This is a genomic window from Streptomyces sp. NPDC088812, from assembly GCF_044750285.1.
Classification (GTDB): domain Bacteria; phylum Actinomycetota; class Actinomycetes; order Streptomycetales; family Streptomycetaceae; genus Streptomyces.
In genome coordinates this window covers 82,084-108,633 of the sequence record NZ_JBIVJP010000028.1, presented here as the reverse complement: position 1 = coordinate 108,633, position 26,550 = coordinate 82,084, and the positions used below count along the sequence as shown (strand labels likewise).

General features: G+C 72.2%; 24 protein-coding genes. 12 read left to right on the top strand and 12 right to left on the bottom strand.

Features of this window, described 5'->3' with window-relative positions; all coding sequences use genetic code 11:
• Window positions 1-59: 59 nt before the first annotated feature.
• A complete protein-coding gene (locus ACIP67_RS37650; RefSeq protein WP_401698015.1) occupies window positions 60-971 on the bottom strand; it encodes a hypothetical protein in 912 nt (303 codons plus the stop codon).
• Between the two features lie 141 nt (window positions 972-1,112).
• On the bottom strand, window positions 1,113-1,475 hold the full coding sequence (locus tag ACIP67_RS37645) for a hypothetical protein (RefSeq protein ID WP_401698013.1): 363 nt from the start codon (window positions 1,473-1,475) through the stop codon (window positions 1,113-1,115).
• 101 nt (window positions 1,476-1,576) lie between these two features.
• Between ACIP67_RS37645 and ACIP67_RS37640 the strand changes: the two genes are divergently transcribed.
• Window positions 1,577-2,473 (top strand): oxygenase MpaB family protein, encoded by an 897-nt coding sequence (locus tag ACIP67_RS37640; protein ID WP_401698011.1) that lies wholly within the window; start codon window positions 1,577-1,579, stop codon window positions 2,471-2,473.
• A 97-nt stretch (window positions 2,474-2,570) separates the two neighbouring features.
• Here ACIP67_RS37640 and ACIP67_RS37635 read toward each other — a convergent pair whose 3' ends face one another.
• Window positions 2,571-3,170 carry a class I SAM-dependent methyltransferase gene (locus tag ACIP67_RS37635; RefSeq protein ID WP_401698010.1) on the bottom strand — a complete coding sequence of 200 codons (600 nt, stop codon included), beginning with the start codon at window positions 3,168-3,170 and terminating at the stop codon, window positions 2,571-2,573.
• A gap of 152 nt (window positions 3,171-3,322) precedes the next feature.
• Between ACIP67_RS37635 and ACIP67_RS37630 the strand changes: the two genes are divergently transcribed.
• The 5 genes from ACIP67_RS37630 (at window position 3,323) to ACIP67_RS37610 (ending at window position 8,217) form a co-directional block, all read left to right on the top strand.
• Window positions 3,323-4,117: an MHYT domain-containing protein gene (locus tag ACIP67_RS37630; RefSeq protein ID WP_401698009.1), complete on the top strand. Its 795-nt coding sequence runs from the start codon at window positions 3,323-3,325 to the stop codon at window positions 4,115-4,117.
• 46 nt (window positions 4,118-4,163) lie between these two features.
• Window positions 4,164-6,683, top strand: a complete 2,520-nt coding sequence (locus ACIP67_RS37625) for a nitrate- and nitrite sensing domain-containing protein (RefSeq protein ID WP_401698007.1) — start codon at window positions 4,164-4,166, stop codon at window positions 6,681-6,683.
• Window positions 6,680-7,117: a roadblock/LC7 domain-containing protein gene (locus ACIP67_RS37620; RefSeq protein ID WP_401698006.1), complete on the top strand. Its 438-nt coding sequence runs from the start codon at window positions 6,680-6,682 to the stop codon at window positions 7,115-7,117. The genes ACIP67_RS37625 and ACIP67_RS37620 overlap by 4 nt, the downstream gene beginning before the upstream one ends.
• A gap of 20 nt (window positions 7,118-7,137) precedes the next feature.
• Window positions 7,138-7,548, top strand: coding sequence for a DUF742 domain-containing protein (locus ACIP67_RS37615; protein WP_401698004.1), 411 nt, complete (start codon window positions 7,138-7,140; stop codon window positions 7,546-7,548).
• A 63-nt stretch (window positions 7,549-7,611) separates the two neighbouring features.
• Window positions 7,612-8,217, top strand: coding sequence for a GTP-binding protein (locus ACIP67_RS37610; RefSeq protein WP_401698002.1), 606 nt, complete (start codon window positions 7,612-7,614; stop codon window positions 8,215-8,217).
• 18 nt (window positions 8,218-8,235) lie between these two features.
• On the opposite strand, the gene ACIP67_RS37605 is transcribed toward ACIP67_RS37610, so the two are convergent.
• Complete coding sequence (locus ACIP67_RS37605) at window positions 8,236-8,664, bottom strand: PPOX class F420-dependent oxidoreductase (protein ID WP_401698000.1); 429 nt, start codon at window positions 8,662-8,664, stop codon at window positions 8,236-8,238.
• 156 nt (window positions 8,665-8,820) lie between these two features.
• Here ACIP67_RS37605 and ACIP67_RS37600 point away from each other — a divergent pair, with 156 nt between their 5' ends.
• Window positions 8,821-9,234 (top strand): roadblock/LC7 domain-containing protein, encoded by a 414-nt coding sequence (locus ACIP67_RS37600; RefSeq protein WP_401697998.1) that lies wholly within the window; start codon window positions 8,821-8,823, stop codon window positions 9,232-9,234.
• A 127-nt stretch (window positions 9,235-9,361) separates the two neighbouring features.
• Entirely contained in the window at window positions 9,362-10,366 is a 1,005-nt protein-coding gene (locus ACIP67_RS37595; protein ID WP_401697997.1) for a DUF6397 family protein, read from the top strand.
• A gap of 27 nt (window positions 10,367-10,393) precedes the next feature.
• Here the strand turns inward: ACIP67_RS37595 and ACIP67_RS37590 are convergent, their stop codons facing one another.
• Window positions 10,394-11,260: an acyl-CoA thioesterase gene (locus ACIP67_RS37590; protein WP_401697996.1), complete on the bottom strand. Its 867-nt coding sequence runs from the start codon at window positions 11,258-11,260 to the stop codon at window positions 10,394-10,396.
• 43 nt (window positions 11,261-11,303) lie between these two features.
• Entirely contained in the window at window positions 11,304-13,817 is a 2,514-nt protein-coding gene (locus ACIP67_RS37585; protein WP_401697994.1) for a DEAD/DEAH box helicase, read from the bottom strand.
• A gap of 145 nt (window positions 13,818-13,962) precedes the next feature.
• Between ACIP67_RS37585 and ACIP67_RS37580 the strand changes: the two genes are divergently transcribed.
• Window positions 13,963-14,757, top strand: a complete 795-nt coding sequence (locus tag ACIP67_RS37580) for a metal-dependent hydrolase (RefSeq protein WP_401697993.1) — start codon at window positions 13,963-13,965, stop codon at window positions 14,755-14,757.
• 143 nt (window positions 14,758-14,900) lie between these two features.
• On the opposite strand, the gene ACIP67_RS37575 is transcribed toward ACIP67_RS37580, so the two are convergent.
• The 4 genes from ACIP67_RS37575 to ACIP67_RS37560 all read right to left on the bottom strand — a co-directional run bounded on the left by ACIP67_RS37575 (window position 14,901) and on the right by ACIP67_RS37560 (window position 20,030).
• On the bottom strand, window positions 14,901-15,371 hold the full coding sequence (locus tag ACIP67_RS37575; protein ID WP_401697991.1) for a DUF5709 domain-containing protein: 471 nt from the start codon (window positions 15,369-15,371) through the stop codon (window positions 14,901-14,903).
• Between the two features lie 372 nt (window positions 15,372-15,743).
• On the bottom strand, window positions 15,744-17,561 hold the full coding sequence (locus tag ACIP67_RS37570) for an ABC transporter ATP-binding protein (protein ID WP_401697990.1): 1,818 nt from the start codon (window positions 17,559-17,561) through the stop codon (window positions 15,744-15,746).
• Window positions 17,558-19,360 (bottom strand): ABC transporter transmembrane domain-containing protein, encoded by a 1,803-nt coding sequence (locus tag ACIP67_RS37565; RefSeq protein ID WP_401697989.1) that lies wholly within the window; start codon window positions 19,358-19,360, stop codon window positions 17,558-17,560. The genes ACIP67_RS37570 and ACIP67_RS37565 overlap by 4 nt, the downstream gene beginning before the upstream one ends.
• 220 nt (window positions 19,361-19,580) lie before the next feature.
• Complete coding sequence (locus ACIP67_RS37560) at window positions 19,581-20,030, bottom strand: MarR family winged helix-turn-helix transcriptional regulator (RefSeq protein ID WP_401697987.1); 450 nt, start codon at window positions 20,028-20,030, stop codon at window positions 19,581-19,583.
• A gap of 95 nt (window positions 20,031-20,125) precedes the next feature.
• Here ACIP67_RS37560 and ACIP67_RS37555 point away from each other — a divergent pair, with 95 nt between their 5' ends.
• A complete protein-coding gene (locus ACIP67_RS37555; RefSeq protein ID WP_401697985.1) occupies window positions 20,126-21,928 on the top strand; it encodes an ABC transporter ATP-binding protein in 1,803 nt (600 codons plus the stop codon).
• A gap of 53 nt (window positions 21,929-21,981) precedes the next feature.
• Entirely contained in the window at window positions 21,982-22,839 is an 858-nt protein-coding gene (mltG, locus tag ACIP67_RS37550) for an endolytic transglycosylase MltG (RefSeq protein ID WP_401697983.1), read from the top strand.
• A gap of 58 nt (window positions 22,840-22,897) precedes the next feature.
• Here mltG and ACIP67_RS37545 read toward each other — a convergent pair whose 3' ends face one another.
• Window positions 22,898-23,983, bottom strand: a complete 1,086-nt coding sequence (locus ACIP67_RS37545; protein WP_401697981.1) for an NAD(P)-binding domain-containing protein — start codon at window positions 23,981-23,983, stop codon at window positions 22,898-22,900.
• A gap of 131 nt (window positions 23,984-24,114) precedes the next feature.
• Between ACIP67_RS37545 and ACIP67_RS37540 the strand changes: the two genes are divergently transcribed.
• Window positions 24,115-24,537, top strand: coding sequence for a secondary thiamine-phosphate synthase enzyme YjbQ (locus ACIP67_RS37540; protein ID WP_401697979.1), 423 nt, complete (start codon window positions 24,115-24,117; stop codon window positions 24,535-24,537).
• 74 nt (window positions 24,538-24,611) lie between these two features.
• Here ACIP67_RS37540 and ACIP67_RS37535 read toward each other — a convergent pair whose 3' ends face one another.
• Window positions 24,612-26,450, bottom strand: a complete 1,839-nt coding sequence (locus tag ACIP67_RS37535) for a glycoside hydrolase family 15 protein (RefSeq protein ID WP_401697978.1) — start codon at window positions 26,448-26,450, stop codon at window positions 24,612-24,614.
• Between the last annotated feature and the right edge of the window lie 100 nt (window positions 26,451-26,550).

Here is a 26,550-nt window from a genome sequence, read left to right as displayed (position 1 = left end):
ATGCGGCAGCCACCACGCGAGTGCGGCACGGCTGCCACGGCACGACTCGGCACGGCGGCTCAGCTGGGCCGGACCGCCATCTTGTCGAGTGCTTCCAGCAGGCCTGGCAGCTCGGGGCCCCGGCCGACGGGAAGCACCTCGCCGGGCTCGTCGTCGAGCAGCACGAACGCGATGTCGTCGGTCCGGGCCACCAGCGACCAGCCGGGGCCGTCGGCCCGCAGCGTGCGTGCGTCCCCGGGTGCGAACGACGAGCGCACACGGCCCAGCGGGGGCGGTGACTCCACATAGGCACGCGCCTCCGCGAGGACGCGCCGGATGCCGCTGTGCCCCCTCGGACCGCCCTTGCCGTCTTCGCCGCCCCCGCCCGAGCCTGCTGCCCCCGCGCCCTCGCCCGTGCTCGCCTCGCCGCCCTCGCCCGTGCTCGCGCTTGCACCCGGTGCCCCGCCCCCGGAGGCCTCCGGGCGAGCCGTGAACGCGGCGTCGTCGATCTGCTCGCGCCACAGCGTCCACTGGAGCGCTATCTCGTCCGCTCCCAGCCGCCGCTGTGCGGGACCCCAGGTACTCGTGTCCGGTGGGGACAGCGTGGGACCGTCCTCGCCCTCGGGGGCGGGGTCGTGCGGGGAGGGTACGCCGGGGGCCGCGACGGCCACCTCCAGGGGCCAGCCCGGCAGGGCGGCGACCACCGTGCGCTCGTCGGGCGAGAGGTCGTACTCCATGCCGCAGTCCCACGACGCGACGGCCACGGCCACCAACGACACGTCGTCGATGACGACCGTCCACCGCGCGCCCGCGCCGTCCTGGCCCAGCACCAGACCGTAACCGTCGGCGAACGGCGCCAGGCCGAGCGCCGCGCAGGCCTCCGGGTAGTCGTCGCCCAGCACACTCGGGAACTGCGCCGGAGTCAGCACCACCGCCGTGAGCACGTAGAGCGCGTCGTCCGCGGCGGCGGCGTCCTCGTCCGTCCCGGCCATCTCAGCCTCCCCACAGGTTCGTCCAACGGCGCGCACCCTAGTGCGGCGACAACGCGGTTGTCACGACTCCCCGACACACTCGGAGCTGCCGTTTTCCGGCCGTACAAGGCCGAACCGCCTCGGTTCGCCCGCCCTCGGCGCTCAGGCGGCCGGCAGCCCGAGGAGCGCGCGGGCGACCGTCCGCGGCGACTCGTCGCGCTCCCGCGCGAGCGCGATGACCGCACGGCAGGCCAGCTCGTTGACCCCGAAGGAGAGCGCCTCCGGCGACACCCAGCCCGCCGCTTCCTCGATGCCGTCCTGGTCGTCCTCCGCGCAGGCCGAGACGTACTCCGCGGCCGCCTCGAAGAGGTTGTGCCGCCTGCCGCCCTCGGACCCCCGTCCGTCGGCAGCCTTGTCGCCGCCGAAGACCGGGCTCCCGCCGGCGGACCGCTCCCCACGGGTGCGCGCCGGTGCGCGCACCGCGCCGAGCACTCTCTCCCACGCCCTGCGCACCTCGTCGACCATGCCGACCACCACCTTCCCCCTGCGTGATTCCCCTGCCGGGCACTCGTCTCCCGCTGACGACCGTAGAGTTGGGATTCCGCTGACAGAAGGGGGACGGCGCGGTGAAGCGCTTCGACCGGCTCGCATGCATAAGGACGATGGACCCCTACGAGCAGGCCTCCGAGATCTACCGGCTCACCGCGGCGTACGAATTCCCCTGGGACTTCACCCGAGCCCTGGAACTGGCTCTCTACCGCACGTACGCGGTGCCGAGCATCGGCCGGCTGCTGGCGCGCACGGCGGAACTCACGGACCGCACCCAGAAACGTTACGACGACACCTCGCTGCTCCTCGACGCCGTCGTGGAGCACGGCTTCGACAGCGAACAGGGCCGTACGGCCGTCCGCCGCATCAACCAGATGCACCGCAGCTACGACATCGGCAACGACGACATGAGGTACGTGCTCTGCACGTTCGTCGTGATGCCCAAGCGCTGGATCGACTCCTACGGCTGGCGCAGGCTCTCCCGCCACGAGACCGTCGCCTCCGCCGTCCACTACCGCACCCTCGGACAGCGCATGGGTATCAAGGACATCCCCGATACGTACGAGGAGTTCGAAGCCTGCCTCGACGCCTACGAGGAGGCCCACTTCGCCTGGGACGAGGGCGCTCGGCGTGTCTCGGACGCCACGCTCGACCTGATGGCCTCCTGGTACCCGCGGCCGCTCGCCCCCGTGCTGCGCACCGCGACCCTCGCCCTGCTCGACGAACCGCTCCTGAAGGCCTTCCGCTACCCGCCTCCGGCCCCCGCCACCCGCTCCTTGGTCCGCCGGGCGGTACGCGCGCGTGGACGCGCCGTCCGGCTGCTGCCACCGCGCCGGGCACCGCACTTCGCGCGGCAGAACTGGGAGATCAAGAGCTACCCGGACGGCTACCGGCTGCAGGACCTGGGCACCCGCCCGGTGCCCGGCGCGGGCGGCTGCCCCGTACGGCATGTCGACGGTTCGGCCTCGTGGTGAGCCGGGACCCCGCGCCCGCTTTCGCCCGCTTTCCAGGCGAGCCCGGCGGTGAGTCCGCGGGCGCCCGAGCCCGGCGAGCGGTGGTCGGGCACGACCTTCACACCTCCCGGACGGCCAGGGCCAGGAAGCGGGTGTCCTCGTCGACGTACGAGGTCAGGCGCCATCCGGAGCCGGCCAGCAAGAGGCGGAGATTCGGCTCTGCACGAAGGTCGTCCGGGGTGATCCGCCGGCCCTGGCGTGCCGCGAGTGCCGCCCTGCCGATCGGATGGAACAGCGCGAGGGTGCCGCCCGGGCGCACGACACGGGCCAGCTCCCGGAGGTTCTCCGCCGGGCGGGGCAGGTGGGAGACGAGCCCCGCTCCGAACACGGCGTCGAAGGCCGCCGAGCCCAGGGGCAGAGCGGCCACGTCGGCGAGCACCAGCCGCCCGTCGCGGTCCCGTCCCGCCCGCACGGCCGCCTGCAGTATGGCCGGGGTCAGATCGACCCCGACGACTTCGCCCGAATCTCCCACGGCCGCACGCAGGGGCGTCAGGGCCCGTCCGGTGCCGCAGCCCGCGTCGAGCACGCGATCGCCCTCCCGCAGACCGAGTTCGGCGACAGCGGCCGCGTAGGCGGGACCGTCGTCGGGGAAACGGCTGTCCCAGGTCGCCGCGCGCGCGGTGAAGAACTCCTGGACGTGTGTGTGGTCGTCGCTCATGTGCCGCATGATCCCTCACCGGCACGGAGGACGTCGCGGTGCACACGTTCGAGCGCGAGCCGATCGGTCCGGCGCACTTCCCCGTCAATTTGCGGCACCTTTCGAAATGCGCCCCCTTTGTGCCCCTGTGCCCCCACTAGCGTCCCGGAGCCATGGGACACCTGGACCACGCGGCCTTCGGCTGGCTGACCCCCGTGCTGTCGTACGGGATGGCCTGCATCGGCGCCGCCCTCGGACTGCGCTGCACCGTCCGCGCGCTGGGCTCCACCGGACGCTCCCGCCGCAACTGGCTCGTCACGGCGGCCTCCGCGATCGGCACCGGCATCTGGACCATGCACTTCGTGGCCATGCTCGGCTTCGGCGTCGGCGGCACCGACATCCGCTACGACGTCCCCCTGACCGTGCTCAGCCTCCTCGTCGCCATGCTCGTCGTCTGCGCCGGCGTCTTCGCCGTCGGCTACGGCCGCGACCGCACGCGCGCGTTGCTGCTCGGCGGTCTCACCACCGGACTCGGCGTGGCGAGCATGCACTACCTGGGCATGGCGGCGGTCCGGCTGCACGGCGACGTGACCTACGACCCGGTTCTGGTCGCGGTCTCCGTTGTGATCGCCGTCGTCGCGGCGACCGCGGCCCTCTGGGCGGCGCTCAACATCGAGTCGCCGGTCGCGGTCACCCTCGCCTCGCTCGTCATGGGCGCGGCCGTCAGCAGCATGCACTACACCGGGATGCTCGCGGTGGACGTACGCGTCACACCCTCCGGCGCAGCCCTGCCCGGGGCCACAGCGATGCAGTTCGTCTTCCCCCTCGCCGTCGGCCTCGGCTCCTACCTCTTCCTGACCTCGGCCTTCGTCGCGCTGTCGCCCACCACGGGAGAACGCGCGGCGTCCGCCTCCGCGCAGCAGCCGGCGGAGCACGCCGCAAGCCGCCGACCGGCCCGCACCGTGTGACGGGCCCGGACGGCACGCCCCCGAACCACTCCCGAGCGAGGAGGCCATGCGTACACCCCGGAGGACCCCCACGGACGGCGCCAGGACGCCGCTCCCCGTGCGCGGGCGACGTGCCCACGCCGGACCACCCGCCGACGAGGGACCGTACGAAGAGCCGGGCACGACGGCGGACGCCTCACCCACGCGCGCGGGCCGCCGACGGATACGGCCGCGCACGGTGCGCGCCAGGATCGTCTGCCTGCTGATGGTGCCCGTCGTCTCCTTGCTGGCCCTGTGGGCGTACGCCACCGTCAGCACCGCACAGGACGTCTCCCGACTGCGCCAGGCGCACCGCGTGGACACCGAGGTCCGTACTCCGGTCGCGACCGCGGTGGCCGCGCTGCAGACCGAGCGTGCGGCCGCCGTACGCCATGCCACCGATCCGGCTGCCGGACACCAGGACGACCTGCGGGAGCTCGGCGAACGCACCGACCGCGCGGTGTCCGCACTGCGGCTCGACGACGACAGCACCGTCGCCGACGCCCAGGACCTGCCCGGCGAGGTCGCCCGGCGCCTCGAGGTGTTCGTCTCCGGGGCCGAGGAACTGCGCTCGCTGCGGCCCACGGTGCTCGACGGCACGGCGGACTGGGCGCAGACGTACGACCGGTACACGCGGACGCTCGCGGCCGCCTTCGCCGTCGGCGGGTCGCTCTCCGGCATCCAGGACGCAGAACTCGGCTCCGACGCGCGCGTGCTGCTCGAATTCGCCCGCGCGGGCGAGGCTTTGGCGCAGGAGGACGTCGTACTCGGCAGCGCGCGCCTGGCCGGGCGCCTGGACGGGCCGCGCCTGCGGCTGTTCACCGGCGCGGTCGCCTCCCGCCGTGCTCTCACCGAGTCGGCCGCGGCGGACCTCCGCGGCTCCGAACGCACCGCCTGGCGACAGCTGGCCGCGGGCAGCGCCTACGCCGCCGTGAACGCCGTCGAGGAGAAGGTGCTCGCCCACGGACCCGGGACCAAGGCCCTCGCGGCAGCGCCGGAGACGACCTGGAGCACGGCCCACGCGCGCGTGCAGGACGGCATGCGGACCGTCGAGACGGACGCGGCACGCCGAACCGCCGACCGCGCCGACCCCTTCACCCGGGGACTGTTCACCCCGGCCGGAGCGGCACTGCTGCTCGGACTCGTGGCCGTCGCCACCTCGCTCGTCATCTCCGTGCGCATCGGCCGCGGACTCGTCGTGGACCTGGTGGGCCTGCGCAACGGCGCCCTGGGGATCGCCCGCCGCAAACTGCCCGAGGCCATGCGGAGGCTGCGCGCCGGCGAGGAGATCGACATCGAGGCCGAGGCACCGCCCGGACCGTCCGCCGAGGACGAGACCGGCCAGGTCGCCGAGGCCCTGGGCACCGTGCACCGTGCCGCCCTGCGGGCCGCCGCGGAACGCGCCGAGCTCGCCAGCGGCATCTCCGGAGTGTTCGTCAACCTCGCCCGCCGCAGCCAGGTCCTCGTCCACCGCCAGCTCAGCCTCCTGGACAGCATGGAACGCCGCTCGGACGACCCGAACGAACTGGGCGACCTCTTCCGGCTCGACCACCTCACCACCCGTATGCGGCGCCACGCGGAGAGCTTGATCATCCTCTCCGGAGCCGCCCCCGGCCGGGCCTGGCGCATGCCCGTCCCGCTGACCGACGTGGTCCGCGCCGCCGTCTCCGAGGTGGAGGACTACGCGCGCGTGGAGGTCCGGCAGCTTCCGGAGGCCGCCGTCATCGGCTCGGCCGTGGCCGACCTCACCCACCTGCTGGCCGAACTCGTGGAGAACGCCGCCCAGTTCTCGCCGCCGCACACACGTGTGCGGGTCACCGGCGAGCCCGTCGGCAACGGCTACGCCGTCGAGGTCGAGGACCGGGGCCTCGGCATGGGCAAGGAGACCCTCGCCCGCGCCAACCGGCGCATCGCGCAGTCCGAGGCGCTCGACCTGTTCGACAGCGACCGGCTCGGCCTGTTCGTGGTCAGCAGACTCGCCGCATGCCACGGCGTCAAGGTCCACCTGCGCACCTCGCCCTACGGCGGCACCACGGCGGTCGTCCTGCTGCCCACCGCCCTGCTGCACGGCGCCACGCCGGAACGATCCGCCGACGAGCCGGCGCAGGCGCCACGGCCGGCCGAACGGGCGTACGCGCGCGTGCCCGCCGCCGACCGGAACCAGGACGCGGTACCCGCCAGAGCCGACCGGCCGGCCCTGGTCGCTCCCGTCCGGGCCGCCGCCGAACCGGCGGCGGCCGACACCCCTCCCCCCGGAGTCACCGCCTTGCGCCTGCACCGCCCACCGGACGACCTCGACGCGTCGGACGACCTGCCGCGCCGGACACGGCAGGCACACCTGGCCCCCCAGCTGCGCCATGCCCGCCCCGAGGAGCAGGCCCCGGCGTCCGGCCCGCGCGGCGACGACGGGCGCACGCCGGAACTCGTACGGGACCGGATGGCCGCGTACCGGGAGGGCTGGGCGCGCGGGGGCGGACGGCAATCCGGTCGAGGCGCCGCCCCGGATCCCGCACCAGGCGGCGACAGCAGTGAAGGAGACCCCGCATGATCCAGGACCCGAGCACGAGAGCGGCCCAGGCTTCCGGCGAACTCGACTGGTTGCTGGACGACCTGGTGACCCGCGTGAGCGAGGTCCGGCACGCCGTGGTGCTGTCCGGCGACGGCCTCGCCGTCGGCGCCTCCACCGCCCTGGGCCGGGAGGACGCCGAGCACCTCGCCGCCGTCGCCTCCGGATTCCACAGCCTCGCCAAGGGCGCCGGCCGGCACTTCGGCGCCGGCGGTGTCCGGCAGACCATGGTGGAGATGGACGACGGCTTCCTGTTCGTCGCCGCTGCGGGCGAGGGCTCCTGCCTCGCCGTCCTCACCGCCGTGACCGCCGACATCGGCCTGGTCGCGTACGAGATGGCACGGCTGGTCAAACGCGTCGGCGAGCACCTCCACGCGCCGCCGCGCCGCTCCGCACGACCGCCTGCCGCAGGATGAGGCGCGAGGTGACCCGCGCGATGACCGAGGACGTGACCGACGCCTCCTGCCGGCCGGGCAGCCAGTGGTACGACACGGACGCCGGACCGCTCGTCCGCCCGTACGCCGTGACGGGCGGACGCACCAGACCCGGACCCACCGGAGTCCGCTTCGACCTGATCGCGCTGGTCGCCCTGGACGCCGGCGCCCCGGAAGCCGACGGCGCCGGACTCGGCCCGGAACACCGCGCCCTCATCGGCCTGTGCCGTGCGGAGACCCAGTCCGTGGCGGAACTCGCGGCGGGCTGCGCACTGCCCGTGGGCGTCGTGCGGGTGCTCCTGGGCGACCTGCTCGAACGGGGCTGCGTCACCGTGAACCGCCCGGTGCCCCCCGCGCAACTGCCCGACGAACGCATCCTGCGCGAGGTCATCGACGGGCTGCGGGCCCTGTAGATGAGCGTCGGATCCCCCGCACCCCCGTCGACCGGTTCCCCGAACTCCCGAGAGAAGTGATCCATGGTCTCCGAACACGTGCACGCCACGGGCGGCGACACGTCCTTGCTGGCGTTGAAGATTCTGGTCGCCGGCGGTTTCGGCGTGGGCAAGACCACCCTGGTGGGGGCGGTCAGCGAGATCAAGCCGCTGCGCACCGAGGAACTGCTCAGCGAGGTGGGCCGGTCGGTGGACGACACCGACGGTGTGGACCGGAAGGTCACGACGACCGTCGCCATGGACTTCGGCCGCATCACCATCCGCTCCGGCCTCTCCCTGTACCTCTTCGGCACCCCGGGCCAGGACCGCTTCTGGTTCCTGTGGGACGAGCTGTCCCAGGGCGCTCTGGGTGCCGTCGTCCTCGCCGACACCCGCCGTCTGGAGGACTGCTTCCCCGCGGTCGACTACTTCGAGCACCGGCACATCCCGTTCGTGGTGGCCGTCAACTGCTTCCCCGGAGCGCGCACCTACAGCGCTCCCGAGGTCGCCCGTGCCCTCGACCTCGACCAGGGCACCCCCGTCGTCCTGTGCGACGCCCGCGACCGCGCCTCGGGCAAGGAGGTGCTGATCCGGCTCGTCGAGTACGCCGGGCGGGTGCACACCGCCCGGCTGCTCGACTCCGTGAGCTGAGCCGTCACCACCGTCGGGTCAGTCCGCGATCGCCTTCTCGGCGAGCACCCTGTCGATCCCGACGCGAACGAGCAGTTCTCCCGGAACGCCGTTGCGGGCGCCGAACTCCTCGGCACGTTCCTCGCCCATGTACCGCGCCGCGATCCGGGTCGCCCAGCCGCGGACCTCGTCCAGGTCCTCCGAGACGTCTGCCACGCCCTGCACCACCACGTAGTCGAACGGCGGCCGGTCGTCGTCCACGCACAGGGCGACCCGGCCGTCCCGGGCCAGGTTGCGTCCCTTCACGGTGTTCGCGCCTGTGGTGAAGACCACCTCGTCCCCGTCGAGCAGGAACCAGACTGGTGTCACGTGCGGACGTCCGTCCGCACGCACCGTCGACAGTTTCCCGGTGCGCGTGCCCTGCGAGACGAACGCCCGCCATTCCTCATCGGTCATCTTCTGTGCCATGCCCTCATCCTCCTTGCCCGTCGGCCGGTGGTGGGGAAGGCTGGCGGACGGAGCCACCCGTCGGACGGAGCCACCTGACGGACGAAGCCACCCGACGGGCGGAGCCACCCGACGGGCGGGGACAGCACACGGGGAAACCTCACACGGGGAGGGAACATGGCGCAGAAGCAGACGCTGGGGTGGCTGCTGGACGACCTGACCGAACGCGTCGACCACGTACGGCACGCGCTCGTCCTGTCCAACGACGGGCTGGTGGCGGGCGCCAGCACGGGGCTGCGCCGGGAGGACGCGGAACACCTCGCCGCCGTCTCGTCCGGCCTCCACAGCCTCGCCAAGGGATCCGGACGCCACTTCGGCGCGGGTCAGGTCCGCCAGACGATGGTCGAATTCGATGACGCGGTGCTCTTCGTCACCGCGGCCGGCGCGGGCAGCTGCCTGTGCGTGTTCAGCGGGGTGGACGCCGACATGGGCCAGATCGCCTACGAGATGGCGCTGCTCGTCAACCGGGTCGGGGAGCACCTCGCGGTGGACGCCCGCCACCCGGAGCGCACTCCACTAACGGACCTCTGACCTGCGCTTCTGTCCCGTTCCATGGAGTTATCCACAGGCTTGCCACGGGATCCGCGAATCCGGCTACGGTTTTTCCGAGGTCCTCGCGGACGGCGCGGGGCCCACCACTCCACGGGGGAGACCGGCCATGTCAGGCGACACCACCACCCGACCCCACGCCCCTTTCATGGCCTTCGGCCGAGCGGCGAGGGAACTGGGCATGAAGCGGAGCGAGTTCGAACTCGCCGTGGACCTCGGCCGGATCAGGACCGTCCCCGACGAAGGGGGAGGGGGACGCCGGGTCCCCCGCACCGAGCTCGACCGGCTGCGCGCCGCGCCCGGCTTCCCCGAGGCGCTCCGCAGGAGCGTCGAGGCCGTCGGCACCGCCGAGGGGGCGGCCGTCATGGAAGTGGCGCCCACCCGGTTCACGCGTCTGGCGCGCCTGGGTCTGGTGGTACCTGTGAGGTTCTATCTGAACCGCTACCGGGCCGTCGTCTGGCTGTATCTCGCCGAGGAGCTACGACAGTTCGCCGCCGATGAGGACAATGCCCCGCTGCTCACCGGCCGGACGCCCCAAGCCCTGCGGCAGCAGGTGGCCGAGGGTCTCGACCTGCGCCCCCGCAACTGGCGGGGCCGCCGTCTCGGTTTCCTGCTGCGGCAGGCCGACGGCCCCTGGCAGCGGGCGGCAGCCGTGGCCTCTCTCCTCGATGCCGCCCACATCGCCGAGATCGTCAAGGACCCCTACGACCGCTCCCATCTGAACCGGTTCCGCCCGGGGCCGCCGGCTCACGGAGCGCCCGGCTCCCCGGCGGCTCGTCTCATCGAGAAGACCGTGACGGCGGACGCCCCCGACGAGATCGACTGGCTCCGGTCCGACCTGCTGCAAGCCCTGGACGAGGCCCGCGCCCACCAGCCCGCGCCACGGCCCTCGCCGAAACCGCAACCGCAACCGCTACCGGTACCGAAGCCGCAGGCGCACGGGGTGGGGCGTTTCCCGGTCTCTCCGCGGCCGACGGCGGACCCGCACCTGACGCTGGACGCGCACCTGACGCTGGACGCGCGCCCGACATCGAACCCGCGGTCGTCGGACCGGCACCGGTCCCACCGGCTCATGAGCGGTCTGTTGGGCAGGCTCCGCCGCAGAAGCACCTGAGGCACGTCTCCGGCGGACCCACCGGTCCTACAGCGTCCGGAACAGGCCCTCCTGGACGACCGACACCAGCAGACGGCCGTGCACGTCGTAGATCCGCCCACGGGCCAGCCCACGGCCACCCGTCGCGATCGGCGACTCCTGGTCGTACAGGAACCACTCGTCCGCGCGGAAGGGCCGGTGGAACCACATGGCGTGGTCCAGCGACGCCATGTCGAAGTTCCGCGGACCCCACAGGGGCTCGACCGGGAGACGGACCGCGTCCAGCAGCGTCATGTCGCTGGCGTACGTCAACGCGCAGGTGTGCACGAGCGGATCGTCGCCGAGGGGACCGACCGCCCGCATCCACACCGCGCTGCGCGGCTCGGCGTCCTTGATCTCCTCGGGGCTCCAGCGCAGCCCGTCCGCGTACCGGATGTCGAAGGGCTGCCGACGTGCCATCCGCTCCAGCTGCTCGGGCAGCCCGCCCAGATGCTCCCGGACCTCCTGGGCGACCGTCGGAAGCGTCTCCGGGTCCGGGACCTCACGGGCCGGCGGCAACTGGTGCTCGAACGGACCTTGCTCGGGCTTGTGGAAGGAGGCGGTCAGATTGAAGATCGTGCGGCCCTGCTGCACGGCGGTGACGCGACGCGTGGTGAACGACCGCCCGTCGCGCACCCGCTCGACCTGGTACACGATCGGCACGCCCGGCCGGCCCGGACGCAGGAAGTACGCGTGCAGCGAGTGCACGGGCCGGTCGCCGTCCGTGGTCCGGCCGGCCGCGACCAGCGCCTGGCCCGCCACCTGGCCGCCGAAGACCCGCTGCAGGGACTCCTGCGGGCTGCGGCCGCGGAATATGTTGACCTCGATCTGCTCCAGGTCGAGCAGGTCGACTAGGCTCTCGGCCGGGTTCGTCATCGGTGTGTTTCTCCTGTGCCTGCTTCTCTGCCTCGGCCCGTACTCACAACTGGCCGACGTCGGTGACGCGGACGACCGCGCGACCTTCCGCGTCGGAGGCCGTGAGGTCCACCTCGGCGCTGATGCCCCAGTCGTGGTCACCGTTGGGGTCGTCGAAGATCTGGCGGACGCGCCACAGCGCGTTCTGCGGCTCCTGCTCGATGACCAGCAGCTTGGGGCCACGGGCGTCCGGACCGGTACCGAGGTCGTCGTACTCGTCCCAGTACTTGTCCATCGCCTCGCCCCACGCGTCGGCGTCCCAGCCGGACTCGGCGTCCATCTCGCCCAGTTCGTCGACCTGGTCGAGCGCGGCGAGCTCCACACGGCGGAACATCGCATTGCGGACGAGGACGCGGAAGGCGCGCGCGTTGGTGGTGACCGGCTTGACCTCGTCGGCCTTCTCCTGCGCCTCCTCGGCGGTCATCTCCGCCGGGTTGGCGAGCTGCTCCCACTCGTCCAGCAGACTGGAGTCGACCTGGCGCACCATCTCGCCCAGCCACTCGATCAGGTCCTGCAGGTCCTCGGACTTGAGGTCGTCCGGAACCGTGTGGTCGAGCGTCTTGTAGGCGCCGGCCAGGTACCGCAGCACGATGCCCTCGGTGCGGGCCAGCTCGTAGTGGGACACCAGCTCGGTGAAGGACATGGCCCGCTCGTACATGTCCCGGATCACCGACTTCGGCGACAGCGGATGGTCTCCGACCCACGGGTGGCTCTTGCGGTACGTGTTGTACGCGTGGAAGAGCAGCTCCTCCAGGGGCTTCGGGTAGGTGATGTCCTGGAGGCGCTCCATACGCTCCTCGTACTCGACACCGTCCGCCTTCATCGCGGCGACCGCCTCGCCGCGTGCCTTGTTCTGCTGGGCGGCGAGGATCTGGCGTGGATCGTCGAGGGTGGACTCCACGACCGAGACCATGTCGAGCGCGTAGGACGGAGACTCCGGGTCGAGCAGCTCGAACGCGGCCAGCGCGAAGGTGGACAGCGGCTGGTTGAGCGCGAAGTCCTGCTGGAGGTCCACGGTGAGGCGGACGATCCGGCCCTCGGCGTCCGGCTGGTCGAGCTTCTCCACGATCCCGCCGTCCAGCAGCGAACGGTAGATCGCGATCGCGCGCCGGATGTGCCGCAGCTGCTGCCTGCGTGGCTCGTGGTTGTCCTCGAGCAGGTGCCGCATCGCCTCGAAGGCGTTTCCGGGGCGCGCGATCACGGACAGCAGCATCGTGTGCGTCACCCGGAAGCGGGACGTCAGCGGCTCCGGCTCGGACTCGATGAGCTTGTCGAAGGTGTTCTCCGTCCAGCCGACGAAGCCCTCCGGCGCCTTCTTGCGCACCACCTTGCGGCGCTTCTTCGGGTCGTCACCGGCCTTGGCGAGAGCCTTCTCGTTCTCGATGACGTGCTCCGGCGCCTGCGCCACCACGAAGCCCGCCGTGTCGAAACCGGCACGTCCGGCCCGGCCCGCGATCTGGTGGAACTCCCGCGCCCGCAGCGTGCGCACACGGTTGCCGTCGTACTTGGTCAGCGCCGTGAACAGCACCGTCCTGATGGGCACGTTGACACCGACGCCGAGCGTGTCCGTACCGCAGATGACCTTCAGCAGACCGGCCTGGGCGAGCTTCTCCACCAGACGCCGGTACTTGGGCAGCATGCCGGCGTGGTGGACACCGATGCCGTGCCGCACGTAACGCGACAGGTTCCGGCCGAACTTGGTCGTGAAGCGGAAGTTGCCGATCAGCTCCGCGATCTGCTCCTTCTCCTCCCGCGAACACATGTTGATGCTCATCAGGGCCTGCGCCCGCTCCACCGCCTGCGCCTGGGTGAAGTGCACGATGTAGACGGGAGCCTGCTTGGTCTCCAGCAGATCGGTGAGCGTCTCCGTGAGCGGTGTGTACTGGTACGTGTAGGACAGCGGTACGGGCCGGGTCGCCGAACGGACCACCGCGGTGGGGCGGCCGGTGCGCCGGGTGAGGTCCTTCTCGAAGAAGGAGACGTCGCCGAGCGTGGCCGACATCAGGACGAACTGCGCCTGTGGCAGTTCCAGGAGGGGGATCTGCCAGGCCCAGCCGCGGTCGCCCTCGGCGTAGAAGTGGAACTCGTCCATGACGACCTGGCCGACGTCCGCCGCCTTGCCGTCGCGCAGGGCGATCGACGCCAGCACCTCGGCGGTGCAGCAGATGACCGGGGCGTCGGCGTTGACGGAGGCGTCGCCGGTCAGCATGCCGACGTTCTCCGTGCCGAAGAGCTTGCACAGCTCGAAGAACTTCTCCGACACCAGCGCCTTGATCGGCGCCGTGTAGAAGGTGACCTCGTCCCGGGCGAGGGCCGCGAAGTGCGCACCCGCCGCGATCATGCTCTTGCCGGAGCCGGTGGGCGTCGACACGATCACGTTCGCGCCGGACACCGCCTCTATCAGCGCCTCCTCCTGGTGCGGGTAGAGCGTGAGACCGCGCTCCTGGGCCCAGGACTCGAAGGCGTCGTAGAGGGCGTCGGGATCTGCGGTCGGCGGCAGCTGATCGATGAGGGTCACGACCCCATCTTGCCTGCCCCGGAGCCCGAGGGGGGAATCGGCTGCCCGGCCGAAGATCACGACCGCTACGCTGGGGCGCCGACGGAGCGTCATCGCACCCGGTCAACTGGACAGCGGCGAACGAGGAACAGGGCGGGCAACGGCCATGATGGGACCAGCACATTCACTGTCGGGCGCCGCCGCCTGGCTCGGCGTCGGTGCCGCGGCCGCCGCGGCCGGGCACACGATGCCGTGGCCGGTGCTGCTGGCGGGTGCGCTGATATGCGCGGGTGCCGCGCTTGCCCCGGACCTCGACCACAAGGCGGCCACGATCTCCCGGGCCTTCGGCCCCGTATCGCGCTGGCTGTGCGAGATCGTCGACAAGCTCTCCTACGCCGTCTACAAGGCCACCAAGAAGCAGGGCGACCCGCGCCGCTCCGGGGGGCACCGGACGCTCACGCACACCTGGCTGTGGGCGGTCATGATCGGCGCGGGTGCCTCGGCGCTGGCGATCACCGGTGGCCGCTGGGCCGTCCTGGCGATCCTCTTCGTGCACATGGTGCTGGCGATCGAGGGTCTGCTGTGGCGGGCGGCCCGCGGTTCCAGCAGCGACGTACTGGTGTGGCTGCTGGCGGCGACGAGCGCCTGGATCCTCGCCGGGATCCTCGACAAGCCCGGCAACGGCGCGGGCTGGCTGTTCACGGACCCCGGCCAGGAGTACCTGTGGCTGGGGCTGCCGATCCTGCTGGGGGCCCTGGTGCACGACATCGGGGACGCGCTGACCGTCTCCGGCTGCCCGGTCCTGTGGCCCATCCCGATCGGGCGCAAGCGCTGGTACCCCCTGGGACCGCCCAAGGCCATGCGGTTCCGCGCGGGCAGCTGGGTCGAACTGAAGGTGCTGATGCCGGTCTTCATGGTCCTCGGAGGCGTGGGCGGCGCGGTCGCCCTCAACGTCATCTGAATCCCGCCGTGGGCGGAGGCGGCTCAGCTCGCCGTGCCCTCTCCGCAGCGGCACTCGGAGCCGACGACGGCCCTCCGTACGGGCCCCGCCCGTTGTGCTCCCCGTGCGGTGGGGGCGGGCGGGACGGACCGGGGAGGACCGGCTCAGCCGGGCAGGGAGTCCTCGTCGACGATGTGCATCGCGGCCTCCTCGGCGGAGGCGGCCGCTCCGTCGATGCCCACATCGGTGGCGACCAGGGCGCTCTCCTCGTCCTCGTGAACCCCCTCGTCCGGTGCCACCAGCCGGCCGGAGCGGACGGAGCCCACCTCGTTGTCCAGGAGTTCCCCGTCGGTGCCGTCGGTGTCTCCGAGACCGTCGCCGTCGGGGGCGGCGAGGTCGGGCAGTTCCTCCGCGAGCCGCTGGTCGAGGGTCTCGCCCTGCCGGCGCTCCGCGGCCGTCACGCCGGTGTGCTCCACGGCCCACGGCCTCTCCGGCGGCGACCAGCCCCGGTCCAGCGGGTCGTCGACACCGTCGTCCACGAGCGTGTCCTCCGCGTCGAGCAGGCCCGCGTCGTCCTGGATCTCGGACGCGTCGGGCTGGTAGACGTCGTCCCCCCATCCTTCGGAGCTGTTCACGGGTTCCTCCAGGGGATGACGGGCCCGTCCTCACCACGGTCGGCGATGGAACACCGCCGCTCGGGGCGCGGGCCGGGGTCGGCAGAGCATGGACGGATCAGGACGTTCTCGGACGGACCGCCCCGCTGCCGTCCGCACGGCTGCCGTTCTCCAGCGTTCCACCCCGCTTCGGGGGCGCGCAACGGCAGCCGGGGAGGGCGGGCCGGGCCGGGGTGCCGGGCGCGGCCCGGCCGCCTCGCGCCGACCACCTTCCGAAGCCCGCTGCGCCTCGGGCCCGGGACGGGTGCACCGACCCCGGCCGCCGCCCCGTCCCCGCCTCCGGCACCACCGTTCCTTACGTACCGCCGGACGGCGCATCCGGTGCCACGGCCCTCACCCGTGCCAGGACCGCCACAGGGCCGCGTAGGCACCGTCCGCCGTGACCAGCTCCGTGTGGCTGCCCAGCTCGCTGATGCGGCCGTTCTCGACGACGGCGATGACGTCGGCGTCATGGGCGGTGTGCAGGCGGTGGGCGATGGCGATGACGGTGCGGCCGTCCAGGACGCGGGCCAGGGACCGCTCCAGGTGACGGGCGGCACGCGGGTCGAGCAGCGAGGTCGCCTCGTCGAGGACCAGCGTGTGCGGATCGGCCAGCACGAGCCGGGCCAGCGCGATCTGCTGGGCCTGCGCCGGGGTGAGCGCGACCCCGCCCGAGCCCACCTCGGTGTCCAGGCCGTCGTCGAGCGCCCGCGCCCAGCTCTCCGCGTCGACCGAGGCCAGGGCGGACCACAGCTCGGCGTCCTCGGCCCCCTCCGGGGTGTCCTCGCCGGGGTGCAGCCGGGCGTGCGGGAGCGCGAGACGGAGGTTGTCGCGCAGCGAACCGACGAAGACGTGGTGCTCCTGGTTGACCAGCGCCACGTGCGAGCGGACGCGTTCGGCGGTCATCCGGGACAGTTCGGTCTTGCCCAGGGTGACCCGGCCCTCGCGCGGCGCGTAGATGCCGGCGAGCAGCCGGCCCAGTGTGGACTTGCCGGCGCCGGAGGGGCCGACCAGGGCCAGTCGGGTGCCGGGGGCGACCTCCAGCGACACCTGGCGCAGCACGTCGACGCCCTCGCGGTAACCGAAATGCACCCGGTCGGCGAGCACGTCCCGTCCGCCCGGCTCCAGCGAGGAGTCCCCGGCGTCAGGCTCGATGTCGCGCACGCCGACGAGCCGGGCCAGCGACACCTGCGCCACCTGCAGCTCGTCGTACCAGCGAAGGATCAGGTTCACCGGGTCGACGAGCATCTGGGCGAGGAGCGCGCCCGTCGTCAGCTCGCCGACCCCGATCCAGCCCTGCAGGACGAAGGCCCCGCCCAGCATGAGGACCGAGCCCAGGACGGTGACGTGCACGAGGTTGATGACCGGGAAGAGCACCGAGCGCAGCCAGAGCGTGTACCGCTCCCAGGCCGTCCACTGCTGGATCCGCAGGTCCGACAGCCCGACACGGCGCTCGCCGAGGCGGTGGGCCTCCACGGTGCGCCCGGCGTCCACGGTCTCGGCCAGGGCGGCGGCGACGGCGGCGTAGCCGGCGGCCTCCGAGCGGTAGCCGGCCGGCGCCCGCCGGAAGTACCAGCGGCAGCCGGCCACCAGCAGCGGCACCGCGACGAGCACGGCGGGCGCCAGGGGCGGTGCCGTGACGACGAGCCCGCCGAGCAGCAGCACCGCCCACATCACACCGATGGTCAGCTGCGGCACCGCCTCGCGCATGGCATTGGCCAGGCGGTCCACGTCCGTGGTGATGCGGGACAGCAGATCGCCCGTCCCGGCCCGCTCCAGCACGCCCGGCGGCAGCCGGACCGACCGGACGAGGAAGTCCTCGCGCAGGTCGGCCAGCATCCGCTCACCGAGCATCGCGCCGCGCAGCCGCACCTGCCGGACGAACGCGGCCTGGACGACCAGGGCGAGCAGGAACAGTGTGGCGGTCAGCTCCAGACGCAGGTCCCGTGCCCCGTCCGACAGCCGTTCCACGAGGTCGCCCAGGAGCCATGGACCGATCATCGAGGCGATGGTGGCGATCGTGTTCACGGCGACGAGGACCAGGAAGGCGCGCCGGTGCCGGCGGAACAGGTCCCCCACGTAGGCCCGTACGGTGGCGGGGGCGCCGACCGGCAGTGTGGTGGCCGCGGTCGGTGCCGCCGGGTCGTACGCCGGGGGCGCCACGCCGATCATGCGGTCTCCTCGATCTCTTGCAGCTCGTTCTTCTCGAATGCAGTGAGCGCACCGCTGAGAGCGGCTTCCTCGTCGGTCTCCCGGGTCACCACGGCGCGGTAGCGCGGTTCGGTGTGCAGCAGCTCGCGGTGCACACCGACCGCGGCCGCCCGGCCCTCGTGCACGAGGACGACCTGATCGGCCCGGTCCAGCAGCAGCGGGGAGGAAGTGAACAGCACGGTGGTGCGCCCGGCGCGCAGTCCTCGCAGGCCCTCGGCGATCCGTGCCTCGGTGTGCGAGTCGACGGCGGAGGTGGGTTCGTCCAGGACGAGTACCTCCGGGTCGGTGAACAGCGACCGGGCCAGGGCCAGCCGCTGGCGCTGGCCGCCGGACAGCGACCGGCCGCGTTCGGTGATCCGCGCGTCCATCGGGTCCTCGGCGTCCAGCGACCCCTGGACGAGCGCCTCCAGCACGTCCCCGCACTGGGCGGCCGCCAGCGCCGCCGCCGCGTCGACGTCACCCGAGGCGGGCACGTCGAACAGGTCGCGCAGCGAACCGGACAGCAGCACCGGGTCCTTGTCCTGGACGAGGACGGCGGTGCGGGCGCAGTCGAGCGGCAGTTCGTCGAGCGGAACCCCGCCGAGCAGTACCGACGGACCGTCCTGCGTGGCGTGTCCGCCCAGGCGTTCCGCCAGCCGTCCGGCGGCGTCCGGGTCGCCGCACACCACCGCGGTGAGGCGGGCGACCGGCGCGAGCAGCCCCGTGGCCGGGTCGTACAGGTCACCGGTGGGGAGGTCCGGCGGGCGGGTTCCGGCAGCGTCCGTGCCGCGTTCCAGGGACAGGACGCGGGCGGCGCGTCTGGCCGACGGGCGGGAGAAGGAGTACGCCATCGCGATCTCCTCGAAGTGCCTGAGGGGATAGGTCAGGACCGTGACGGAGCTGTAGACGGTGACCAGTTCCCCGACGGAGATCCGGCCCTCGCGGGCGAGGCGGACGCCGTGGAAGACGACCGCGATCAGCAGCAGCCCCGGCAGCATCACCTGGATGGCGCTGATCAGGGACCACATGCGGGCGCTGCGCACGGCCGCGTGCCGGACCTCCTGGGAGGCGTGGCGGTAACGGTCGAGGAACAGCTCCTCGCCGCCGATGCCGCGCAGCACCCGCAGGCCGGCCACCGTGTCGGAGGCCAGTTCGGTGGCGCGGCCGGCTTTCTCGCGCTGGAAGTCGGCCCGGCGGGTCGCGCGGGGCAGCAGGGGCAGCACCGCGACGGCGAGGACGGGCAGGCCCACGGCGACCACCAGCCCCAGGGCCGGTTGATAGACCACGAGGCCGACGCAGACCAGCACGACCGTGAGGGCCGCGGCGGTGAACCGCGACACGGCCTCCACGAACCAGCCGATCTTCTCGACGTCACCCGTGGAGACGGACACCACCTCGCCGGCGGCGACCCGCCGGCTCAGCACGGAGCCCAACCGCGAGGTCTTGCGGGCGAGGAGCTGCTGGACGCGGGCGGCCGCGGTGATCCAGTTGGTGACGGCGGCGCGGTGCAGGAAGGTGTCTCCGACGGCGGTGGCGGTACCGGCCAGCGCCATCAGGCCGCCGGCGAGGGCGAGCCGGGAACCGGAGCGGTCGACGACTGCCTCGACGGCGAACCCGACACAGAACGGCAGCGTCGAGACGGCCACGAAGTGCAGCAGCCCCCAGGCCAGTGACTTGAGTTGACCGCCCGACTGATTGCGGCCGAGCCACCACAGGAAGCGGGGCCCGGAGCGTACGTCCGGTACACCCGGGTCGGGGTACGGAAGGTCTTGGATCTGCATGACGTCCCAGTGGCTCGTGTCAGGAGAGGAGGGGCAACGCGGACCAGGGGAGTGTCCGCGAGAGCGGCGGCAGCAAACCGTGCAAGGTTCCCGTCGGAGGCTGGTCGGAATCAACCGGTTTTCCGCGGCACCGCATGGATCCGGACGGCCCGCACAGACATGCGTCCCGCGTCCGGGGCCGAGCCGCCGACGGGCGCTCCCGTCCGTCCTCCGAGCCCGCTCAACAGCGTGGAGCCGCGGTCCCGTCGATGAGTGTGTCCAGCAACTTCCCGAGCACCGCCCGCTCCACGTCCGTCAGCGGTGCGAGCATCTCCCGCGCCGCCGACTGGCGGGCCCGGCGCAGCTCGCCGAGCGTCTCGCGGCCCGCGTCCGTCAGCTCGATCCGTATCACCCGTCGGTTCGTGGGGTCCGGTACCCGGCGCACCTTCCCGCTCGCCTCCAGCCCGTCGACGAGCGTGGTCACCGCGCGCGGCACGACCTCGAGGCGCTCGGCGAGGTCGGTCATGCGCGGTGGCTCACCGAAGTGGGCGAGGGTGCGCAGCAGGCGGGACTGCGCCGGGGTGACACCCATGTCGGAGTGCTCCAGGTGGCGCTTCTGGATGCGGTGGACCCGGCGGGTGAGCCGCAGCAGCTGCTCGGCGAGCAGGCCGTCGGGATCAGGGGTGGTCATGCGGGAACAATATCAGGATGCCGTTCATTGTGAATATAGGTAACAATGAGCTACGCTCCACGAGATCCTCCCGCCCGACCTCCCCGAAGGAGCCCATGCACCCCGACACGCCAGACTCCTGGACCCCGCCCGTCGGCGCCGAGCAGCAGCCGCGGCAGGTGCGCCGCATCCTGAAGCTCTTCCGCCCCTATCGCGGCCGGCTCGCAGTCGTCGGCCTACTGGTCGCCGCCTCCTCCCTGGTCTCGGTGGCCACGCCCTTCCTGCTCAAGGAGACGCTCGACGTCGCCCTCCCCCAGGGGCGTACGGGCCTGCTGAGCCTGCTCGCCCTCGGCATGATCCTCAGTGCCGTCCTTGCCGGGGTCTTCGGTGTCCTGCAGACCCTGATCTCCACGACGGTCGGCCAGCGTGTCATGCACGACCTGCGCACCGCCGTCTACGGCCGTCTCCAGCGGATGTCGCTCGCGTTCTTCACGCGTACGCGGACCGGTGAGGTGCAGTCGCGCATCGCCAACGACATCGGAGGCATGCAGGCGACCGTCACCTCCACCGCCACCTCCCTGGTCTCCAACTTCACCAGCGTCGTCGCCACGATCGTGGCCATGGTCGCCCTCGACTGGCGGCTGACCGTCGTGTCCCTGCTCCTGCTGCCGGTCTTCGTGTGGATCAGCCGCCGCGTCGGGAACGAACGCCGGAAGATCACCACCCAGCGTCAGAAGCAGATGGCCGCCATGGCCGCCACCGTCACCGAGTCCCTGTCCGTCAGCGGCATCCTGCTCGGCCGCACGATGGGCCGCGCCGACTCCCTCACGCAGTCCTTCGCCGGAGAGTCCGAACGCCTGGTCGACCTCGAGGTGCGGTCGAACATGGCCGGCCGCTGGCGCATGGCCGTGATCGGCATCGTCATGTCCGCCATGCCGGCCTTCATCTACTGGACCGCGGGACTGGCCCTCCAACTCGGCGGCCCGGACGTCTCCCTCGGCACCATCGTCGCCTTCGTCTCGCTCCAGCAGGGACTGTTCCGCCCGGCGGTCAGTCTCCTGTCGACCGGCGTGCAGATCCAGACCTCGCTCGCCCTCTTCCAGCGCATCTTCGAGTACCTCGACCTCCCCGTCGACATCACCGAACGAACGAACCCGCTCCACCTCGACAACGTCAGGGGCGAGGTCCGCTTCGAGGACGTCACGTTCCGGTACGACGGCAAGGGCGGACCGGTCCTCGACGGCATCGACGTCACCGTGCCGGCAGGCGGCAGCCTCGCGATCGTCGGCCCGACCGGCGCCGGCAAGTCCACGCTGGGGTACCTGGTCCCCCGCCTGTACGACGTGACGGGCGGCCGGGTCACCCTCGACGGCGTCGACGTCCGCGACCTGGACTTCGACACGCTGGCGCGCGCGGTCGGCGTCGTCTCCCAGGAGACGTACCTCTTCCACGCCTCGGTCGCGGAGAACCTGCGCTTCGCAAAGCCGGACGCCACCGACGAGGAGTTGTACGCCGCGGCGCGGGCGGCCCAGATCCACGACCACATCGCCGCCCTGCCCGACGGGTACGACACGGTCGTCGGCGAGCGCGGCCACCGCTTCTCCGGTGGGGAGAAGCAGCGCCTGGCCATCGCCCGCACCATCTTGCGGGACCCGCCCGTCCTCATCCTCGACGAGGCGACCAGCGCCCTGGACACCCGCACCGAGCACGCTGTCCAGGAGGCCATCGACGCGCTCTCGGCGAACCGCACCACGATCACCATCGCCCATCGGCTGTCCACCGTCAGCGGCGCCGACCAGATTGTGGTCCTCGACGCCGGCCGGGTGGCCGAACGGGGGACGCACGAGGAACTGCTGGCGCGGGACGGGCGGTATGCGGCCCTGGTGCGGCGGGACGCCCGGCTGGAGCCGACAAGATGACGATACGCCAGGTTATGCCGATTTCCTGACGATATGCGGGTTACCGTGCCCGCATGCAGATGAACACTCCGCCACGGAGCACGATTCGACTGACGCGTCGGGGCCGTCTTGCCCTCATCGCGACCGGAGCCGTCGTGGCCGGCACCGCCGTGGCGGTGCCGCTGCTGAGTCCGGACAGCCACGAGGAGAAGAGGCCGACCTCCCTGGTGATCCCGGAGGGCTGGCGGGCGAACCAGATCTACGCGGCCGTCGACAAGGCCCTCGCCCTGCCCGCCGGCACCACCAGAAAGACCGTGCCCACGGCCAACCTGAGGCTCCCGATCGACGCCGAGGGCAACCCGGAGGGTTACCTCTTCCCGGCGACCTATCCGCTGGACAGGAAGCCGACGCCGCAGGCGCTGCTGACGCGGATGGTCGACGCGGCGAACGAGAAGTTCGACGGAGCGCCGATCGCCGCCGGAGCCCAGCGCAACGCGATGAACGTGTACCAGGCGGTGACCATCGCCAGCATCGTCCAGGCCGAGGCCGCCACCAAGGCGGACATGGGCAAGGTGGCCCGGGTCGTCTTCAACCGCCTGGAGCGCGGTATGCCCTTGCAGATGGACTCCACCGTCAACTACGCGCTGAACCGCTTTTCGGTGAACACGACGGAGCGGGACACCCGCATCGAGAGCCCCTACAACTCCTACCAGCGCATGGGTCTGCCCCCGACGCCGATCGACAGCCCCGGCCAGGACGCGATGCGTGCCGCGATCAACCCGACCCCGGGCGACTGGCTGTACTTCGTCACGGTCAAGCCGGGCGACACGCGTTTCACGTCGGACTACGCGGAACACCAGCGCAACGTCGCCGAGTTCAACCGACACCAGCAGAGCGCACAGGTCTCGACGAGCCCGTCGAAGTCCCGGTGACCACGCGCTCCGGCGACCCGGCGGTCCCGGGAGCGGGCATCGGGGAGCGCGACGGACCTCAGGCGGCGGCCGGCTCCTGCGAGCGTCCGGCGAGCAGTCGTCCGATGTCGCGTACGGCGGCACGACCGGCCCGGTTGGCGCCGATCGTGCTCGCCGACGGGCCGTAGCCGACGAGGTGGACACGAGGGTCGGCGACCGCGCGCGTGCCCTCGGCCCGGATTCCGCCGCCCGGCTCGCGCAGCCGCAACGGCGCCAGGTGATCGATGGCGGGTCGGAAGCCGGTCGCCCACAGGATGACGTCCGCGGCCACCCGCCGCCCGTCGCGCCACTCCACGCCGTCGGGGGTGATCCGGTCGAACGCGGGCAGCCGGTCGAGCACCCCGTCCGCCAGCCCCCGCCGGATCGCGTCGTTCAGCGGCAGCCCGGTCACGGAGACGACGCTCCGCGGCGGCAGCCCCTGGCGCACGCGTTCCTCCACGAGCGCGACCGCGGCACGGCCGGCGTTCTCGTCGAAGGGACCCTCGCGGAAGACGGGCGGGCGCCGTGTCACCCAGGTGGTGGCGGCCGCGAACGGGGCGATCTCCAGCAGATGCTGCGTACCGGACGCCCCGCCGCCCACCACGACCACCCGCTGCCCGGCGAACGCCTCCGGGCCCGGATACCGCACGGTGTGCAGCTGACGTCCGCGGAACCTCTCCTGGCCGGGGTAGCGCGGCCAGAACGGCCGGTCCCAGGTGCCGGTCGCGTTGATCAGGGCCCTCGTGGCCCATGGACCGTCGGAGGTCTCCACGAGCAGCCGCCCGTCGTCCCCCTCGCGTACGGCCTGTACGTCCACGGGGCGCCGTACGCGCAGGTCGAAGGCGTGCTCGTAGCGGTCGAAGTACGCCGCGATCACCTCGGACGACGGCCGCTGAGGGTCCGCGCCCGTCAGCTCCATACCGGGCAGCGCGTGCATCCCGTGCACCTTGCCGTACGTCAGCGAGGGCCACCTGAACTGCCAGGCGCCGCCCGGGCCGGGCGAGTGGTCCAGCACCACGAAGTCGCGCTCCGGCGCGAATCCGGTACGTCGCAGGTGATAGGCGCCGGCCAGTCCCGCCTGGCCGGCGCCTATCACCACCACCTCGACCTCACGGATGTCGTTCACGCTTCTACCAACAGCGCCGGGGCGCGGGATCTTCCGGCGGGACAGCGCAGACAGGGGAGACAGCGGGGACAACAGGACAGCGGGGACGGTCGCCGGGGTGTGGGGACCGGTGCGTGGGTCAGGATGGGAGCATGTCAGACGCGTTCACCACCCGAGTACTGCACATCGCCTCCGGATCCCGGGAGCGGGTCGTCGACCTCACCCGTGACTGCGAGGCCTTCCTCCAGGACGCCGCCGCCGGCCGCGACGGCCTGCTGAACGTCTTCGTCCCGCACGCCACGGCCGGCATCGCGGTCATCGAGACCGGCGCCGGCAGCGACGACGACCTGCTGGCCGCGCTGCACAGCCTGCTCCCCGCCGACGACCGCTGGCAGCACCGCCACGGCAGCCCCGGCCACGGCCGCGACCACGTCCTGCCGGCCTTCGTCCCGCCCCACGCGACCCTGCCGGTCGTGGGCGGGCGGCTGGAACTCGGCACATGGCAGTCGGTGTGCCTGGTGGACACCAACAAGGACAACCCCGAGCGCAAGGTGCGACTGAGCTTCCTGAGCTGACCGGCGTCGCCCGGCGTCGTCCCGGACGCCCCGCGTCCCCGGGGGGCGCCGGGCGACTCGTCACCCGTCCCCCGTCAGCCCAGCGCCCGGTCCAGGTTGAACGCCGCGCTGATCAGCGCAAGATGAGTGAACGCCTGGGGGAAGTTGCCCTGCTGCTCCCCGGTGTGGCTGATCTCCTCGGCGTACAGGCCCAGATGGTTGGCGTACGTCAGCATCTTCTCGAAGGCGAGCTGTGCCTCGTCGAGCCGGCCCGCGTGCACGAGTGCCTCGACGTACCAGAAGGAGCAGATGGAGAAGGTGCCCTCGGCGCCGTGCAGTCCGTCGGGGCTGGCCAGCGGGTCGTAACGGTAGACGAGGGAGTCCGACACCAGGTCGTGGGTGAGCGCGTCCAGCGTGGACAGCCACTTCGGGTCGGTCGGCGCGATGAACTTCGTCAGCGGCATCATCAGCACGGCCGCGTCCAGCACCTCCCCGTCCTCGTGCTGCACGAAGGCCCGGCGGCTCGGCGACCAGCCCCGGGAGTGGATGCGCCGGTAGATCCTGTCGCGGCACTCCCGCCAGCGGGGCAGGTCCGCGGGCAGGCCGCGCCGGTGCGCCATCCGGATGGCCCGCTCGATCGCCACCCAGCACATCAGCCGCGAGTACAGGAAGTTCTTACGGCCGCCGCGGGTCTCCCAGATGCCCTCGTCGGGCTGGTCCCAGTGGTCGCAGACCCACTCGACGAGGGCGCACACGTCGTCCCACTGGTCGCTGGAGACGGGCCGCGCCCACTTGTCGTAGAGGTAGATCGAGTCGATCAGCGCCCCGTAGATGTCGAGTTGTAGCTGGTCCGCGGCGGCGTTGCCGATCCGCACCGGCGCCGAGCCGTGATGGCCGCCGAGATGGGTGAGCTCGGACTCCGGAAGGTCCGTGCGCCCGTCGATGCCGTACATGATCTGCAGCGGTCCGGAGGGCTTTCCGTCACCCGGGCTGATGTGCCGGGTCACGAACTCCATGAACGCCTCGGCCTCGCCGGTGAAGCCGAGCCGCAGCAGCGCGTACACGCAGAAGGCGGCGTCGCGCACCCAGACGTAGCGGTAGTCCCAGTTGCGGTCGCCGCCCAACTGCTCCGGCAGGCTCGTGGTCGGCGCGGCGACGATCGCCCCCGTGGGCGCGTAGGTGAGCAGTTTCAGGGTGAGGGCCGAACGGTGCACCATCTCCCGCCAGCGGCCCCGGTACCTGGAGGCGGACAGCCAGTGCCGCCAGTACGCCACCGTGGCGTTGAACTGCTCCTCCGCCTCGGCCCGCGCGCATCCGCGCGGGGGCACCTCGCCGCCGACCTGGTCGAGGGCGAACACCGCCGACTCGCCCTCGACGAGCTTGAACTCCGCGTGAGCGTCCCGCCCGTCGGTCTCCATGGCCACCGTGGCGGTCAGCGCCAACGACAGGCCGTCCGAGGCGAAGACCGCCACGTCACCGGTCATCCGGAGGGTGTGCGCACGGGCACCGTAGGCGAACCGCGGTGCCACGCGGACCCGGAACGGCAGGGAGCCGCGCACGCACACCACCCGCCGGATCAGCCGGTGCCGCTCCGCCTCGACGTCGTCCCGGCCGGTCACCGGCATGAAGTCCTGGACCTCGCCGACCCCGTCCTCGGTGAAGAACCGGGTGATCAGGACATTGGTGTCGGGGAAGTAGAACTGCTTCGTCCGCGCGGGAACCGCGGCCCCGAGTGCGAAGGCCCCGCCGCGCTCGGTGTCCAGGATCGAGGCGAACACGCTCGGGGAGTCGAAACAAGGGCAGCAGTACCAGTCGATCGTGCCGTCCGCTCCCACCAGGGCCACGGTGCGCAGGTCGCCGATCAGCCCGTGCTCGGCGACCTCCGCGCAACGGGCGTCCCCGCGCGGGTACCGGTCGCTCGACGCATCCGTCATCGCAGCCTCCCTGGCCGGCCGGCGAGCACGACGCCCGCGGCGGCCGCGAACGCCTGGCGAGGCTTCCAGCCTAAGCTCGCTCCCGCGGGACCGCCGTAGG

What these genes read in the sequence shown, in the direction of transcription:
- ACIP67_RS37650 (WP_401698015.1), bottom strand. Translation starts at nt 971, where the DNA reads ATGGCCGGGACGGACGAGGACGCCGCCGCCGCGGACGACGCGCTCTAC.
- ACIP67_RS37645 (WP_401698013.1), bottom strand. Translation starts at nt 1,475, where the DNA reads ATGGTCGACGAGGTGCGCAGGGCGTGGGAGAGAGTGCTCGGCGCGGTG.
- ACIP67_RS37635 (WP_401698010.1), bottom strand. Translation starts at nt 3,170, where the DNA reads ATGAGCGACGACCACACACACGTCCAGGAGTTCTTCACCGCGCGCGCG.
- ACIP67_RS37630 (WP_401698009.1), top strand. Translation starts at nt 3,323, where the DNA reads ATGGGACACCTGGACCACGCGGCCTTCGGCTGGCTGACCCCCGTGCTG.
- ACIP67_RS37625 (WP_401698007.1), top strand. Translation starts at nt 4,164, where the DNA reads ATGCGTACACCCCGGAGGACCCCCACGGACGGCGCCAGGACGCCGCTC.
- ACIP67_RS37620 (WP_401698006.1), top strand. Translation starts at nt 6,680, where the DNA reads ATGATCCAGGACCCGAGCACGAGAGCGGCCCAGGCTTCCGGCGAACTC.
- ACIP67_RS37615 (WP_401698004.1), top strand. Translation starts at nt 7,138, where the DNA reads ATGACCGAGGACGTGACCGACGCCTCCTGCCGGCCGGGCAGCCAGTGG.
- ACIP67_RS37610 (WP_401698002.1), top strand. Translation starts at nt 7,612, where the DNA reads ATGGTCTCCGAACACGTGCACGCCACGGGCGGCGACACGTCCTTGCTG.
- ACIP67_RS37605 (WP_401698000.1), bottom strand. Translation starts at nt 8,664, where the DNA reads ATGGCACAGAAGATGACCGATGAGGAATGGCGGGCGTTCGTCTCGCAG.
- ACIP67_RS37600 (WP_401697998.1), top strand. Translation starts at nt 8,821, where the DNA reads ATGGCGCAGAAGCAGACGCTGGGGTGGCTGCTGGACGACCTGACCGAA.
- ACIP67_RS37595 (WP_401697997.1), top strand. Translation starts at nt 9,362, where the DNA reads ATGTCAGGCGACACCACCACCCGACCCCACGCCCCTTTCATGGCCTTC.
- ACIP67_RS37590 (WP_401697996.1), bottom strand. Translation starts at nt 11,260, where the DNA reads ATGACGAACCCGGCCGAGAGCCTAGTCGACCTGCTCGACCTGGAGCAG.
- ACIP67_RS37580 (WP_401697993.1), top strand. Translation starts at nt 13,963, where the DNA reads ATGATGGGACCAGCACATTCACTGTCGGGCGCCGCCGCCTGGCTCGGC.
- ACIP67_RS37570 (WP_401697990.1), bottom strand. Translation starts at nt 17,561, where the DNA reads ATGATCGGCGTGGCGCCCCCGGCGTACGACCCGGCGGCACCGACCGCG.
- ACIP67_RS37565 (WP_401697989.1), bottom strand. Translation starts at nt 19,360, where the DNA reads ATGCAGATCCAAGACCTTCCGTACCCCGACCCGGGTGTACCGGACGTA.
- ACIP67_RS37560 (WP_401697987.1), bottom strand. Translation starts at nt 20,030, where the DNA reads ATGACCACCCCTGATCCCGACGGCCTGCTCGCCGAGCAGCTGCTGCGG.
- ACIP67_RS37555 (WP_401697985.1), top strand. Translation starts at nt 20,126, where the DNA reads ATGCACCCCGACACGCCAGACTCCTGGACCCCGCCCGTCGGCGCCGAG.
- mltG (WP_401697983.1), top strand. Translation starts at nt 21,982, where the DNA reads ATGCAGATGAACACTCCGCCACGGAGCACGATTCGACTGACGCGTCGG.
- ACIP67_RS37540 (WP_401697979.1), top strand. Translation starts at nt 24,115, where the DNA reads ATGTCAGACGCGTTCACCACCCGAGTACTGCACATCGCCTCCGGATCC.
- ACIP67_RS37535 (WP_401697978.1), bottom strand. Translation starts at nt 26,450, where the DNA reads ATGACGGATGCGTCGAGCGACCGGTACCCGCGCGGGGACGCCCGTTGC.